We start from the raw sequence: 15067 nt of genomic DNA, 5'->3' as shown, positions 1-15067 counted from the left end.
CGCCATGTAGCGCTACACATGTTTCCTCCATCGGTCCTGGCGGTAGCACCCACACCTTCCGTGAGGAAGGGGGTTGCTGCGACGTCGTAGAGCCAAGGTCTCTCGGTCGCTCTGGATGGTGAGGTGAATGTATGCGCCCACTAGTGCAACCGTCAAGTATCCGCAATCGGTTTTTGTTGGGGCGCTGTCACTTCGGCTTGAAATCATGATGATTTCAAACCTTGCGCCAGATCTTCACCTCCGTGTCCGGCGGATGTTCGAAAAACACACCGTCCGGCGCTGCCCGCCGCAGGAGCGCCCTGAGGTCATGCTCGAAGTCACCCACTCGGTCCCCGAACAGGTGCGGCGCGGTACTCGATTGCGAGAACACCCAGGCAACGACGTCGTCGACATCCCGGCGAACCACGCCGCCCGCAGGAACCACGATCCTGTCGACCCCGGGGAAGCCCGCGCTCCGAAATATCGAGTCCTCGCCGCTCGGTGTGCCTGCGACCAGCACACCCTGCCCTGCCCTCCGCAGCGGGCCCAGATACTCGACCGCCAGATCGTGCATCGCAGAGAACGGTGGCGCCGACTCGCCCGCCCGGCCCGCGTCCTTCGAATCGCTGATGTGGACGAGGGCACCACCCGGCTCCAGCATCGAGCGCACGATCGCGGCCACCCGGTGTCGGTCCGTCCAGTGGAAGGATTGCGCAAAGGTCACGACGTCGAATCTCCCGAGATCACCGGGAAGGTCCTCTGCGCGTCCGGAAACCCACTGCACGCCGGTCACCGACCGAGCGGCAGCTTCTCGTTCCGCCTCGGCGAGCATCCCGTCGTCGGGATCGAGGCCGACGACGACGTCGAAGTGCGAGGCGAGAGCGAGCGCAACGGTGCCGGGCCCGCAGCCGACGTCCAGAAGTCGACCTCTGCCGTCGAGTGACAGGGCGCGGGCAACGGTGTCCGCAAGAGCCGGCGAGTAGGGCAGCCTACCGCGCGAGTAGTAGGGAGCACTGCCGGCGAAAAGCGATTCGTCCCAGCGCCATTCGTCCCACGCCATTCGCCGGCCACCACCGCGTCGGTGCTAGAGCGCCTGTGCGCTGTGACGCGAACCGGTCTCACGAAGTGCGCGCAGCGCCACCGCGGTCAATGCACGCACGCCGGTTGCGATCGCGATCTCGGGATCCGGTGCGTACCACGGGCTGTGCCCATTCGGTGCAGGCACTCTGTCGGCGACTTCCTCGGCCAGACCGGTGCCGAAGAACCAGTACACCGACGGCACACCGAAACTCGTGCCGAACTCACCGAAATCCTCCGAGCCCGTCACCGGGTCGACAACGGTGAAGCTCTCCGCGTCGAACTCGTCCTCGAGCGCCGACCGGACGACAGCGTAGGTGGCGGCGTCGTTGACGTTGAGCGGAAACCGGACGATGTGTTCGAACTCCGGTTCCTCCTGTAAGCCACTGGCCTGCGCCTCGGCGACGACGATACGTTTGACCGCACGCTCGATGAGCGCTCGCACGTCCTCGGTGAAGGATCGCGCGTTGACCGTGAACGTCAACTCGTCGGGAAGGATGTTGCTGACCGTGCCCGCGTGAATCGTTCCCACCGACACCACGGCCGTCTCGTTCGGCGGCACCTCCCTGGAGACGATCGTCTGCAGGCGCAGCACGATCGCGGCGGCGAGCACGATCAGGTCCATGGTCTTGTGCGGGCCTGCCGCGTGGCCACCGTCTCCGCGCAATGTCACCTGCCACGTATCGGCGGCGGCCTGCAACACCGCAGGCCTCGACCCGACCGTTCCCGGTGGCAGTGCCCCACTCGCGTGCTGGCCGAGCACCACGTCCGGTGCAGGGTGATCGGCGAATATCCCCGACGCGATCTGCGCCCGAGCGCCCGAGCCGACTTCCTCGGCCGGCTGGAAGATCGCCACCACGGTCCCCGACCAGGTTGCCCGCTCGGCGAGCAACCTGTCGATCGTGCCGATCAACGACGTGATGTGCACGTCGTGACCACACGCATGCATTGCCGCGGTTTCACTGGTGTACCGCACCCCCGTCTGTTCCGAAATCGGCAACGCATCGATGTCGGCGCGGAGCGCGACGACAGGCCCCTTGCCGTTGGCCAGCGTCGCGACGACACCGGTGACCGTCTCCGACGTCGTCACCTCCAGTCCCCGCTCGCGCAATAGATCGGCGATGACGGCCGTTGTGCGATGCTCGGCGAACGCGACCTCGGGGTGACGATGGAAGTCCTCGTACAGTGCACGCAGCGGCGACGTCCGGACAGCGGTGAGTGTGGTCATCTTCGTTTCCTTCGGATGGGATCGAACCGGACTGTGGACGCGAGAATCAGCCGACCCACACGTCGTAGAGATACGGAACCGACGTGCCGGTGACCCGAACGCCGTGCACGTCGGTCTTGTACGCGAACGTCCGCTGGTTCGCATACAGCGGGAGCGAGAATCCCTGGTCGATGACCTCGTGCTGGATCTTCTCGTAGATGTCCTGACGCTCGGGACCATCGGGTGTGCGCGAGCCCCGCTGCAGAAGGTCCTCCAGCACCGGATCCTGCGGACGTGCGAACGTGTAACCGTTCGGGGGCTCGAATGCAGTCGAGTACACCGTCCGTGCGATGTCCGGATCTGCTCGGAAATAGGAGTGCACATGAAGGTCGTACTCGTTGGCATTGATCTTGGTGTTCCACGTGGTGCGGTCGAAACTCTGCACGTCGAGATCGATCCCGACCTTGCGCACCTCCTGCTGAATCGATGCGAGAAGGGACAGCAGATCCTGTGCCGGGTCGGGGAAGGTGAACAGAACGGGCTTCAGTGGACGTCCGTCCTTGACTCGAATCCCGTCGGCGTTCTTCTCGGACCAGCCCGCCTCGTCCAGCAGGCGGTTCGCCTTGTCGGGATCGTAACCGTAGCTGCCGGCGACCGTGTCGTCGAAGTACTTCGACGTCGTCGACACCGGCCCGCGAGCCGGTTCCACCTGCCCGAACAGGGCCGAGGACACCAGGGTGTCCACGTCGACGGCACTCTGGAATGCCTGGCGCACAGCAAGATCGGAGAAGATCGGCGACGTCGCGTTGATGGCGATCGCGTTCGCGATGCCAGGCGCGGTGTAGTCGAGTACCTCCAACTGCGAGTTCGCCTTGACCGCTGCCAACTGCGACGTCGCGATCGAATTGACGAGATCGTACTGCCCGGAGCTCAATCCGCCGACACGTACCGAACCCTCACTGACAACGTTGTAGGTGACCGAGTCCAGGTACGCGTTGCCTTCGTGCTCGGCCCCGTCGAACGGCCAGTCGTATCCGTCGCGGCGGGTCAGAGTGTAGCTCTGCCCCTTGACCGCCTGATCCAGCACGAACGGGCCCGAACCGACGATCGATCCGCACGTATCCGATCCCTGCGCCTCCAGATACGTCGGCGACTGAATACCCAAGTACGCCAACGACAGTCCCTGCAGCAACGCCGTCACCGGCGTCTTCAGCACGAGCCGGAACGTCAACGGCCCTTCCACGACGCCCTCGGCGTATTCACCGATCACCGACGCGGCATAACTGGATCCGGTCTCCGGGTTCTTGATTCGATCGAAGTTGTACTTGACCGCGGCGGCATCGAGCGGTGTACCGTCGCTGAACGTCACACCGTCCCGAAGCTCGAAGGTGTACTGAGTTCCGTCCTCCGACACATCCCACGACGACGCGAGCCACGGTTGAATGTTGCCGTCGACGTCTTGGTAGACAAGCGAATCCACGATGTTGCCGACGACGATCGAGTTTCCCGGCGACTTCGCAGGATCGAGGCAGTCGATGTCGGCGCCCAGCGCGTAGGTCAATGTTCCGCCGGTCACCGGGTCACCGGCCGACGACGCGTCCGAATCTCCCCCGCCCGAGCAACTCGCCACCAGGACGATGGCAGTGGCCGTCGACACCGCGATTCGCAGTGTTCTCGCCACCGGGAAATACTGCCTTTTCATCGTTCTCCTTGCGCACGTGAGGATTCGGGTAGGCGCCGAGACTCGGCGGCCGAAAGTCTGGGGACAGCGTCGAGAAGAGTTCTCGTGTACGGGTGTGTCGGATTTCGGTAGACGGACCCGACCTCACCGGTTTCGACGACTCGGCCCTCGCTGAGCACGACGACTCGGTCCGACACATGATGGACCACGCCGAGATCGTGCGAGACGAACAACACCGACGTGCCGTGCCTGGCCTGCAACTCGGCGATCAGGTCCAGAACCTGCGCCTGAACCGAGACGTCGAGCGCGGATACCGGTTCGTCGCACACCAGGACCGCAGGTGCAGGAGCCAACGCTCTGGCGATGGCAACACGTTGTCGCTGACCACCCGACAACTGCAACGGGCGACGCGCAACGAACGTTTCGTCGAGACCGACCGACTCGAGCAACTCCACCACCCGCCGATCACGGCTCTTGCCCGTCACCCCTGCAGCGGCCACACCGTCGGCCACCAATCTGCCCACGGTGTAGCGGGGATCGAACGAGCCGAGAGGATCCTGGGAGACCAACTGAAGCCGCGACCGCCTCGAACGTCTGGCCCGCTCCGCCGACGGGCTCCAACTCTCGCCGTCGAGAAGGACCGTCCCCTCGTCCGGGGTGATCAACCCGAGCGCGATCCGCATGAGTGTGGTCTTGCCCGATCCGGACTCCCCGACCACGCCCACGGTCTCCCCTGCGTGCAGACGCAGATCGACGGCATCGACGGCTCGTCTGGTGAATCCACCTTTGCCCGAGTACGTTTTCGATACCGATCGCACGTCCAGCACGACCCGATCGCTGTCGATCTTTCTCTCCGGCAACGGAATACGGCGAGTGGATTCGCTCAGCCGGAATCCTTTCGCCGCTGCCGTCGGCACTGCCGCGAGCAGCGATCTGGTGTACGGGTCCTGCGGATCGAAGAACACCTCCGCCGGTGTGCCCTGCTCGACGGCGCGACCGTTCTGCATGACGGTGATGTCGTCGGCGATCTCGGCGACGAGCGAGAGATCGTGACTGATCAGAATGAGCGCAGCACCCCGCTCGAGCCTCGACCGCAGCAATTCGATGATCTGTTTCTGCACGGTCGTGTCGAGTGCGGTCGTCGGTTCGTCCGCGATGATGACGTCGGGGGTCCGAGCAACAGCGGTCGCGATGAGCGCACGCTGGCGTAACCCACCCGACAGCTCGTGCGAGTACTGATCGAGGCGTCGTTCTGGGTCGGGAATCCCCACGTCGGAGAGCAGTTCGACGGCGCGGTCTCGGAGCTCCGACGACCGTGACCTGCGTCGTCGAGGTTCGATGGCTTCGGCAACCTCGCGGCCGATCGTCTGCAGCGGATCGAGCGAGACCAAGGCATCCTGCAGTACCAGGCCGATCCTGCTGCCGCGCAGGTCCCGCCAACCTCGGTCGGTCGTGGACAGCAGATCCTGGCCGTCGAACCGAAGGGTATCCGCGCGGACGGTCGCCGATTCGGGATTGAGTCCGACGAGGGATCGAGCGGTGACCGTCTTACCGGAGCCGGACTCGCCGACCAGAGCGTGGCATCGGCCTGCCTCCACGCGGAAGGAGACGCCGTCCACCGCCCGCGTCACGACACCGCCCCGTGTGAAGTCGACGGTCAGATTCTCGACCTCGATCAGAGACGTCGCAGCAACTGTGTGCTCGGTGACGCGATCGAATCCGAGCGATGTCATGGCAGCCGCCCTTCGAAGCGGCGTTGCGCACGTCTGCCGATCAGGGTGACGACGGCAACCGTCGTCAGGACTGCCAGTCCGGGGAAAACCGCGAGCCACCAACCCAATTGGACGTAGTCACGGCTTTCCGACAGCATCGAGCCCCATTCCGGGATCGGCGGTTGCGGCCCCAATCGCAGGAAACTCAGGCCGGCCGCAGCGATCATCGCCGTTCCCGTTCCGATGGTTCCGAGCACCACGACCGGACCGAGCACATTCGGCACGATGTGTTTGAACACGCGCCTCGGATACGACATGCCCTGCGTTGTCGCAATTTCGACCCACCCCGAGTGGCGGAGAACGAACACCTGGGCACGCACGACCCGAGCGAATCTCGGGATCGAGGCGACACCGATCGCCACCAGAACGTTGATCGGTCCCGGCCCGACGACGGCGATGACGACCAATGCCAGCAGCACCTCGGGGAACGCGTTGACGACGTCGAGAAATCGCGTGACCGCCTCGTCGACCACCCGCGGCGCCAGACCGGACAGCGTCCCGATCAGCAGGCCGACCACGGCGGCGAGAACGATTGCGCCCACGCCGATCGACAGCGAGTACTGCGCACCGTGTACGACTCGCGCGAGCTGATCGCGCCCGATCTGATCGGTGCCGAACGGGTGCTCCCACGACGGTGGCAGCAGTACCGTGCGCGGGTTCGACTCCAGCGGTGAGGTGGAGGTCAGGATGCTCGGCGCCACCGCAGCCACCAGGATCAGAAGTGCAGGCACCCCCAGCACGACGGCCCGGAGGACACCACTGCGTGTCGGAGTGGAGACGGGCCTGTCGGTGATGCGATCGATCACTGCCATGGCGCACTCCGGTCCACGGGACTTCCCTTCATCGGATCCTCGGATCCAGTCGTTCGTGCACGATGTCGAGCACGGTGTTGACCACCACGTAGACCAGCGACGAGATCAGCACGACCGCCATGACGACCGGCATGTCCCGATTGATCACTCCCTGCAACGCGATCTGCCCCAGGCCGGGCCGCCCGAACACAGCCTCGGTGAGCACCGCACCGCCGAGCAGCCCGCCGACGAACCAGCCCGCCACATTGAGGGCAGGCCCTGCGGCATGCTTGATCACGTGGCCGAACTTCACCCGGGTCTCGGTGACGCCGCGGGCTCGTACCGACATGACGAACGGCTGCTCCAACGCCCTGTCGATTCCTTCGCGTAGGACCTGAGCGAGGACGGCGGCCAAGGGAAGCGCCAGGGCGACCGCTGGTAGCACGAGCGAGGACAGTCCTTGATCACCCGAGACCGGAAACCAGCCGAGCTGAAACGAGAACACCGTCAGCAGGACGATGCCCAGCCAGAACGTCGGGGTCGACACCAACAGCAGTTCGATCGACTGAACCACCGGACCGATCCTGCGGTTGCGGGAGGTGACGAGGACGCCGCTGACCACCGCGAGCAGGATCGCGAGAAGCGCAGCCGCGAAGGCCAATTCGATCGTGGACATGATCTGGCCGCCGATCACCGTCGAGACGGGGCGTCGGAGCTGGTACGACTGACCGAGATCACCGGCGAGCAGGCCCTGCAGATAATGCAGGTATTGCAGATACAGGGGCTCGTCGAGACCGAGCTGACGGGTCACGGCGGCCCGGATCTCTTCGGTGGACACCGCTTCGCCGCCGCCGAGCATGTTTGCGACCGGATCTCCTCCGGCAAGCTTCAACACCACGAACGTGGACGTCGCCGCGAGCCACAGCACCACTGCGGCGCCGAGCACACGGCGAAGAGCCGTCGCGGACACACCCTTCAGCGAAGACGTGCGAGATAGTTGGTCGGTACTCATCGATCCTCGTCGTGCACTCGGTCGAACGGGCTCGTCATGGAGTCGCACGGACGGAACTCCCGGTGCGACTGCGACACACGATAGGACGGGGTGGGCGCGCGTGGGTCTGCAACTCGACTGCCCGAACATCGATCACGACGCCCTGATCGACTGTGCACCAGCATGTTCGGTGAACTCCGGTCACAATCGAATCAGGCTGATTCAATTGTCGACAGCCGCTCACGCCAGCTGGAGAACACGCCTGTCCCCGCGGCTTCCCTCGCGGGCGAGCACGCCCTGAAAGTTCACCGAACCATTAGACGCTGGATGATTCGAAACCTTCCCACCAGCCTTTTCGACCGACATCATCGCTGTATGGCACCCACAACAGCAGCGTGGCAGTGGCAGCTCGACGCGGTCTGCCGCGGCAGCAGTTCCGACATCTTCTTCTCCCCCTCGGGCGAAGGTCGGACGGCTCGGCGGCAACGCGAGGATCAGGCAAAAGTCCTGTGTGGACAATGCCCGGTCATCTCGCAGTGCCGACGGTTCGCCCTTGCCGCCAACGAACCCTTCGGAGTCTGGGGCGGAATGACCGCCCGCGAACGCGCTCTACGGCGTACCGCAGAGCGGAAGGCGGGGTAGCGCAGGGCCCAGCGCATGTAGCGCAGATGGCCCGTAGCGCACAATGGGTGAGGTGAGCTCACCTGATGCACCGCAGCGTTGGACCTATCTGATGGATATGGACGGCGTGCTCGTCCACGAGGATCACCTCATACCGGGCGCCGACGCGTTCGTCGCGGAGCTGCAGGCCAACGAGATTCCGTTCATCGTGCTGACCAACAATTCGATCCGGACACCCCGCGACCTGCGGGCACGGCTCGAACGAACAGGACTGGACATCCCGGAGAGCACGATCTGGACTTCGGCACTCGCCACCGCCGACTTCCTCGGCAACCAACGTCCAGGGGGCAGTGCGTACGTCGTCGGCGAGTCGGGGCTGACGACGGCCCTGCACGACATCGGGTACGTCCTGACCGATTCCAATCCCGATTACGTCGTGCTCGGCGAGACTCGCACGTACTCGTTCGAGGCGATCACCACCGCGATCCGGCTCGTCGAGAAGGGTGCCCGGTTCATCGCGACCAACCCCGATGCCACCGGACCGTCCCGCGAGGGTTCGTTGCCCGCCACCGGGTCCGTCGCCGCACTGATCACCAAGGCCACCGGCCGCGAGCCGTACTACGTCGGTAAACCGAACGCGCTGATGATGCGCTCGGCTCTGCGCGCGATCGGTGGACACTCCGAGAGCACACTGATGATCGGCGACCGCATGGACACCGATGTGCTGTCGGGACTCGAAGCCGGATTGCAGACCATCCTCGTCCTCACCGGTATCTCGACGACGGCGTCGGTGGAAAACTATCCGTACCGGCCGACGAAGGTGATCAACTCGGTCGCCGACCTCGTCGGGCGCACACAGTCTCCGTTCTGATGCCGACGTCACCTTTCGTTCTGTCCCGTCGCGGTTACAACGTCGAGGCCGGCGGAGTCCAACGCACCTTCTCGTCTCTGACCGACGCCGTCGCCGCAGTACGATCCGGGAGCACCGTCGTCGGGGCACTACCGTTCGACGTCACCGATCCCGTGGCCCTCGTCGAACCGACGTCGCTCGTCAGGACCGACGGCCCCTGGAGGGCCGAAGAGAGAACCCAGCTTCCCGAAGTGCATATCGGAGAACAGGTCCCGGCGTCGGACATGCACGTCGAACGGGTTCGAGCGCTCGTCGACTCGCTCCGCCGCGGAACCGCACAGAAAGTGGTGCTGGCCCGCTCGCTCCGGTTGCAGGCAGATGCCGCGATCGCGCCGCTGGCGCTCCTCGACGCATTGGTCGGCGCCGACCCGCTCGGCAACGGTTACGCCGTGGATCTGTCGGCGGCAGGCGGCGAGCACACGGGCAGATATCTCGTGGGCTCCAGCCCCGAGCTGTTGGTGCGTCGTCATGGCTCGATCGTGAGCTGCCATCCGTTTGCCGGGACGGCCGCGCGCAGCGCCGACCCGGCTATCGACGCGGTCATCGCCGAGCAGCTCGCTGCGAGTGCGAAGGATCAAGCCGAACACAGATTTGTCGTCGACGAGATCAAAGCCGCGCTCGAACCGCTGTGCACCGACATCGAGGTGCCGGCCACGCCTCAGCTCAGCAGCACACCTCAACTGTGGCATCTGAGCTCACCGATCACCGGTGTGCTTCGGGACCCGGGAACCACCGCGCTCGACCTCGCGCTCGCGTTGCACCCCACGGCCGCCGTCGCGGGCGTTCCGCGGATGGCTGCAATGGCGGCGATCTCACGGATCGAAGGACCGCGCGGCTTCTACGCCGGTGCCGTCGGGTGGACGGACGGCTCCGGCGACGGCGAATGGATGGTCGCCATCAGATGCCTCGTGCTCGCCGCCGACGGCCGCTCGGCCCTGGCGACAGCGGGCGGAGGCATCGTCGAAGCGTCCGATCCCGATGCGGAACTCGCCGAAACGACGGCGAAGTTCCGCACGGTTCTCGCCGCACTCGGGCTCGCGTAGATCAGCTCAGTGCTTGGTCGAGATCGGCGATCAGATCGGCAGTGTCCTCCAGACCGATCGAAATACGCACAACACCGTCGGTGATGCCGACCGCTGCGCGACCCTCCGGGCCCATGGCACGGTGCGTCGTCGTCGCCGGATGCGTGACGAGCGATTTGGCGTCGCCGAGATTGTTCGAGATGTCGACGACCTTCAGAGCGTCGAGCAGCTCGAACGCGCGCTTCTTGCCCTCACCGCCGGGTGCATCCAACTCGAACGTCACGACGGTCCCGCCGCCGCTCATCTGCTTCTTGGCCAACTCGTGCTGCGGGTGCGACTCGAGGTACGGGTACTTGACCCACGACACCGCCTTGTGACCCTCGAGGAACCTCGCGATCTCGAGCGCAGACTGCGTGGAGTGGCGCACGCGCACCGGCATCGTCTCGAGACCCTTGAGCAGCGTCCACGCGTTGAACGGGCTCAGCGCAGGCCCGGTGTGCCGCATCAACGTCTGCACCGGTCCGTCGATGTACTCCTTGCTGCCCAGAATGGCGCCGCCGAGCACACGGCCCTGCCCGTCGATGTGCTTGGTCCCGGAGTACACGACGACGTCGGCCCCGAGCTCGAGGCTTCGCTGCAGCAGTGGCGTCGCGAAAACATTGTCCAGCACCACGGTTGCGCCTGCAGCATGCGCCAATTCGGACACTCGCTCGACGTCGACGAGCGACTGCATCGGATTCGACGGTGTCTCGAAGAACACCGCCGTCGTCGGAACCGACAGTGCTTCCTCCCACTGCGCGTTGTCCTCGCCGTCGACGAACACCGTCTCCACGCCCCACCGCGGCAGAATCTCGTTGCACACGACGAAGCACGAGCCGAACAGGCTGCGCGCCGCCACCAGTCGGTCACCGGCCTTCAGCAGCGCACCGAGCGCCGTGAACACCGCCGACATACCGCTCGACGTGCCGAAGCACGCCTCGGCACCCTCGATCAGGCGCAGACGCTCCTCGAACATCTTCACCGTCGGATTGCCGTAACGGGAGTAGACGAAATGATCGATCTCACCGGTGAACGCCTGCTCGGCGGCCCCGGCACTCTCGTAGACGAACCCGGAGGACAGATAGAGCGCCTCGGCGTTCTCGTCGAAGCCGGACCGCATCAGTCCGCCCCGAACTCCGAGCGTGCCTTGGCCCACACCAGCCGGCAGCGGCTTCGAAAATCCCCCACCCTTCGGCACCCGATTCCCCGAGTCGCTTCGCTCCTGCCCGCCGGAGCCATTCCCCGACTCGCTCATCCCTGCCTCCACGGAAGTCCGACCGCGCGCCAGCCCACAGCGCCGCGATGGCCTTCGGCGTCCGTCGCACCTTCGAATCCGTCCAGCACGTTGTACGACGGGCCGATGCCCGCCGCCGTCGCAGCCTCGGCCGCGCCGATCGAACGCTGGCCGGACCGGCACAGGAACACCACCGGGCGTCGACCGTCGACGCCTGCGTCCTTCAACTGATCGACGAAATTCTCGTTGCGCGCGCCGTTCGGATAGCTGACCCACTCGATGAGATGAGCGGGCCGATCGATCGACGACAGATCCGGCACACCCACGTACTGCCATTCGGCGTGCGTGCGCACGTCCACCAGGACCGCGTCGGGGTCGTCACGTAGCAGCTCCCACGCTGCCTGCGGGGTTATATCGCCTGCGTAGCTCACGGGTTCAGCCTTCCACAGAGAGGTTTCGACTCAAACATTGCACACCAACCAGTTGCCGTCGACACGAACGAACTTCCACTCGTCGTTCGACGTCGAACCGGACTTCTCCTGCTTGATCGGCACGGTCGCGACGCCGCGGTCACCGTTGACCTCGTAACCGGTCGGGGCACCGTCGACGACGGTTTTGCCGTTGTCGGCGACGTCGGCGGCTCTCGCCTGCCGGTACTGCTCGTCGCTTCCGGTCACGATCTGCGCGAGCTGGTCCTGACACGTCGTCGCGCGTAGCGCCGTGACATCGCCGGCGTTCTGCGCATCGACGAACTCGGTGATGGCGTCGGTCATCAACTGCGCCTGAGTGATGTTCTTCTCCGCGGGCGCGAACTGCGCCGCGAGGAAGATCCCGCCCAGAATCACCACGACGATGCCGACCGCGAGCAGGAACGGCCATGCACTCGCCGGACGTCGCTCACCCGTCTCGGCAGCCACCCTCGAAGCATTGTTCGCGGCTTCCTCACGGCTCTCGACCCACAACTGTCTACGTTCACGCCACGACGCCATACCTGCAATCTTCCTCGCAGGACCTTCGCTTACGGCTGCCGGGGTCCGACCGGAATATCCCCACGCAGCGTGATCCTGTGCATGACGCGATGCTCGGTGCCGTAATCACGGTTCGCGTAGTGCGAGGTGCTCCGGTTGTCCCACAGCACCAGGTCGCCCAGGCGCCACCGGTGCCGCACGACATGCTCCGGCTTCGTCAGGTGCGCGTAGAGGAAGTCGAGGATGCCGCGGCTCTCCGCCTCCGACACCCCGGCGATGTGCGAGGTGAAACCGGGGTTGACGAAGATCCCCTTGCGTCCGGTCTCGGGATGGACCCGAACCACCGGATGTTCGACGGGTACCAGCGCGGTCACCTCCTTGCCGTCCCACACGTTGCCCTTGCCGCCGCGCTTGCTCGCGAGGTAGTACCCGAACTCGCGGTTGCCGTCGTGTACGGCGGTGAGCTGGTCGATCATCTGCCGAACCGGAGCCGACAGCGACTCGTACGCGAGCTGACTGTCGGCCCAGTTGGTGTCGCCGCCGTGCGGAGGCAGGACGACGGGTCGCAGGATCGAACCCATCGGCGGACGCTCCATGAACGTCACGTCGGTGTGCCAGATGTCGGCGAAGCCGTTGTCCTGACTGTCGAGGGCGTACACCTCGGCAGCCACATGACCACTGTCGTGCACGGGATGCCCTGCGGTCAGCTCGCCGAGGCGCCGACCGAAGTCGATCTGCCCCTCGTCGTCGAGCGACTGCCCGCGGAGCACGAGAACCTTGTGCTCGACGAGCGCCTCACGAATCGCGAGCACCTCGGCATCGGACGCCGACGCGACGTCGAGTCCGATCACCTCGGCGCCGAACCTCGGCCCGAACTTGTCGAGCGTCAAGGACACTGCGGTTTCGACAGTGGTCATGTTCTCCTCCTTCTATGCAGCTGCTGCGGTTTTGACCGCGTGTCCGACTTCGGCACGCAGCGCGGCGAATTCCGGTGAGCCTCTGAGCTCGTCTGCGTCGACACCGCTTCGTGGGAGATCGACCGGAATGTCGAGAGCGACCTGCCCAGGGCGGGTGGTCAGGACGACGATCCTCGAACCGAGAAAGGCCGCTTCGTCGGCACTGTGCGTCACGAACACGCTCGTGCGGCCGGACTCGGCACTGACCTGACGCAAGTCTTCCTGAAGCCTCTCACGAGTAAGTGCGTCCAGCGCGGCGAACGGCTCGTCGAGCAGGAGCAACGACGTATCCGCCGCCAATGCCCGCGCGATCGCCACACGTTGCTGCTGGCCGCCGGAGATCTCCCAGATCTTGCGATCCGCCGTCCCTTCCAGTCCTACACGGGCCAGCAGTTGGTCACGGCGAGCGACTCTCGCCCCCTTGCTGATTCCCGCGTACTTCAATGCGAGATCGACGTTTCCGCCGACGGTCTTCCACGGGAACAGACGCGGCTGCTGGAAGACCACACCGGACGTCAGCCCTGGCGTCGGCGTTGTACCCGAGACCTGAACCGACCCTTCCGTGGCACTCTCGAAGCCGGCGATCAGCCGTAGGAGCGTGCTCTTGCCGCAACCCGAAGCACCGACGAGCACGAGGAACTCCCCCGGCGGGACGGTCAGGTCGACGGGACCGAGCGCGGTGACTCGATCGGTTCCCTTGCCGTAGATGTGCGAGACGTTGTCGATGCGGATCGACCCGTCCAGAGTCCGGTCACCGGCGTTCGGAGCGCCGATGCGGGACGTGTCAGTCTGTGAGGACACCGGGAAGCCCCTTCACGTAGATCGCGTCCTGGAACGTCGACAGCGGCGCCGCAGCGTCGATCTGATTCTGCGCAGCCAGGAACTCCGATGCACTCTGCAGGTTCACGGCGATGTTGCCGACCGAGCCTTCGGTTCCGAGCCACTCGGACGACGTCAGTTCCTCCGGCGTCAGGAAGACGCCCTGACTCAGCTGGTTCGCGGCCTCGTCCTGCGTGATTCCGATCTCTGCCGCAACGGCTTTCGCAGCTGCATCGGGGTCGTCGGCGATGGTGTTGAGTGCGCGGGTCTCGACCTGGCGCCACGCGTCGACGGCCTCCGAATGCTCGTCGGCGAACGATGTCGAGACGACACCGAGATCCAGCGTCGGCTTTCCTGCGGTGGCGAGCTCACGACTGGCGACGAGTGTCTTGCCGGTCTTGCGCAGCTCGTCCAGCGTCGGCAGCCAGGTGTAGACGGCGTCGACGTCTCCGCGTTCCCACGCAGCGAGCGAGGCCTGCGGCTGCAGATCGATGAGATCGACATCCGACGCGCTCAGCCCGGCCTGCTCGAGGGCGGCGAGCAAACTGTAGTGGGCTGTCGATGCGAATGCCGTCCCGACGCGTTTGCCGCGCAGATCGGCGACCGACTCGATTCCGGTGTCGTTGCGCGCGACCAATGCCTCGTTGTCACCGGCGACGTCGAGAACGAACGCCACCTGGTACGGAATGTTCAGCGGCGCAGACAATCCACGCGCCACCGGGCTGGAGCCGATGGCACCGAAATCGAGTTCACCCGCGATGAACGCCGTGTTGATGTCTGCGCCAGAGTCGAACTTGGTCCACTTGATGTTGTAGTCCGGCAACGCTTCTTCGAGCCAGCCGTTGTTCTTGACGACGAGGTCGCCACTGGGAAACGACTGGTACGCGATACGGATGGTGGGCTTGCTGTCGTCGTTGTCGGAGTTGTCGACGGCGCAGCCGGTGAGTGCGAGCGCCCCTACGGCAAGCGCGACAACAGCTTTGGTGAGTTTCATGTCTTC

15 protein-coding genes and 1 riboswitch are annotated in these 15067 nt (G+C 65.2%); of the genes, 3 read left to right on the top strand and 12 right to left on the bottom strand.

The features are described 5' to 3' along the window. Window positions 1-24 precede the first annotated feature (24 nt). Window positions 25-122, bottom strand: a riboswitch (SAM riboswitch). 92 nt (window positions 123-214) lie between these two features. From RY1_RS12415 to RY1_RS12390, 6 genes are read right to left on the bottom strand one after another with little or no spacing between them, the layout of a single operon-like run. Next, a complete protein-coding gene (locus RY1_RS12415; protein ID WP_072803875.1) occupies window positions 215-1039 on the bottom strand; it encodes a class I SAM-dependent methyltransferase in 825 nt (274 codons plus the stop codon). A gap of 24 nt (window positions 1040-1063) precedes the next feature. Continuing rightward, entirely contained in the window at window positions 1064-2284 is a 1221-nt protein-coding gene (locus RY1_RS12410) for an amidohydrolase (RefSeq protein WP_072803874.1), read from the bottom strand. Between the two features lie 46 nt (window positions 2285-2330). Then, complete coding sequence (locus RY1_RS12405) at window positions 2331-3965, bottom strand: ABC transporter substrate-binding protein (RefSeq protein WP_072803873.1); 1635 nt, start codon at window positions 3963-3965, stop codon at window positions 2331-2333. Continuing rightward, entirely contained in the window at window positions 3962-5677 is a 1716-nt protein-coding gene (locus RY1_RS12400; RefSeq protein WP_072803872.1) for a dipeptide ABC transporter ATP-binding protein, read from the bottom strand. Before RY1_RS12400 ends, RY1_RS12405 begins: the two co-directional genes overlap by 4 nt. Further along, window positions 5674-6528: an ABC transporter permease gene (locus tag RY1_RS12395; protein ID WP_072803871.1), complete on the bottom strand. Its 855-nt coding sequence runs from the start codon at window positions 6526-6528 to the stop codon at window positions 5674-5676. The genes RY1_RS12400 and RY1_RS12395 overlap by 4 nt, the downstream gene beginning before the upstream one ends. Window positions 6529-6556: 28 nt before the next feature. After that, window positions 6557-7519, bottom strand: coding sequence for an ABC transporter permease (locus RY1_RS12390; RefSeq protein ID WP_072803870.1), 963 nt, complete (start codon window positions 7517-7519; stop codon window positions 6557-6559). A gap of 354 nt (window positions 7520-7873) precedes the next feature. Between RY1_RS12390 and RY1_RS12385 the strand changes: the two genes are divergently transcribed. From RY1_RS12385 to RY1_RS12375, 3 genes are all read left to right on the top strand, one after another. Then, a complete protein-coding gene (locus tag RY1_RS12385; protein WP_072803869.1) occupies window positions 7874-8140 on the top strand; it encodes a WhiB family transcriptional regulator in 267 nt (88 codons plus the stop codon). 91 nt (window positions 8141-8231) lie between these two features. Continuing rightward, the gene (locus tag RY1_RS12380) at window positions 8232-8990 is read left to right on the top strand and encodes an HAD-IIA family hydrolase (protein ID WP_371829472.1); all 759 of its coding nucleotides are present in this window, start codon (window positions 8232-8234) and stop codon (window positions 8988-8990) included. Continuing rightward, window positions 8990-10072: an isochorismate synthase gene (locus RY1_RS12375; RefSeq protein WP_072803867.1), complete on the top strand. Its 1083-nt coding sequence runs from the start codon at window positions 8990-8992 to the stop codon at window positions 10070-10072. Before RY1_RS12380 ends, RY1_RS12375 begins: the two co-directional genes overlap by 1 nt. Before the next feature lies 1 nt (window position 10073). On the opposite strand, the gene RY1_RS12370 is transcribed toward RY1_RS12375, so the two are convergent. Genes RY1_RS12370 through RY1_RS12345 form a run of 6 tightly spaced genes read right to left on the bottom strand, consistent with a single transcriptional unit; the run spans window position 10074 to window position 15061 of the window. Next, complete coding sequence (locus tag RY1_RS12370; protein ID WP_072803866.1) at window positions 10074-11345, bottom strand: O-succinylhomoserine sulfhydrylase; 1272 nt, start codon at window positions 11343-11345, stop codon at window positions 10074-10076. Next, on the bottom strand, window positions 11342-11755 hold the full coding sequence (locus RY1_RS12365; RefSeq protein WP_072803865.1) for a rhodanese-like domain-containing protein: 414 nt from the start codon (window positions 11753-11755) through the stop codon (window positions 11342-11344). The genes RY1_RS12370 and RY1_RS12365 overlap by 4 nt, the downstream gene beginning before the upstream one ends. Window positions 11756-11785: 30 nt before the next feature. Next, window positions 11786-12313: an Rv0361 family membrane protein gene (locus RY1_RS12360; RefSeq protein ID WP_072803864.1), complete on the bottom strand. Its 528-nt coding sequence runs from the start codon at window positions 12311-12313 to the stop codon at window positions 11786-11788. Between the two features lie 29 nt (window positions 12314-12342). Next, on the bottom strand, window positions 12343-13209 hold the full coding sequence (locus RY1_RS12355) for a TauD/TfdA dioxygenase family protein (protein WP_072803863.1): 867 nt from the start codon (window positions 13207-13209) through the stop codon (window positions 12343-12345). Between the two features lie 12 nt (window positions 13210-13221). Further along, window positions 13222-14022, bottom strand: a complete 801-nt coding sequence (locus tag RY1_RS12350) for an ABC transporter ATP-binding protein (RefSeq protein ID WP_072804031.1) — start codon at window positions 14020-14022, stop codon at window positions 13222-13224. Window positions 14023-14032: 10 nt separating this feature from the next. Then, window positions 14033-15061 carry a taurine ABC transporter substrate-binding protein gene (locus RY1_RS12345; protein ID WP_072803862.1) on the bottom strand — a complete coding sequence of 343 codons (1029 nt, stop codon included), beginning with the start codon at window positions 15059-15061 and terminating at the stop codon, window positions 14033-14035. Between the last annotated feature and the right edge of the window lie 6 nt (window positions 15062-15067).

It is taken from the genome of Rhodococcus yunnanensis NBRC 103083 (assembly GCF_001895005.1).
Taxonomy (GTDB): Bacteria; Actinomycetota; Actinomycetes; order Mycobacteriales; family Mycobacteriaceae; genus Rhodococcoides; species Rhodococcoides yunnanense.
The sequence above is the reverse complement of the archived record's forward strand: the minus strand, read 5'-3'. Positions and strand labels throughout refer to the sequence as shown.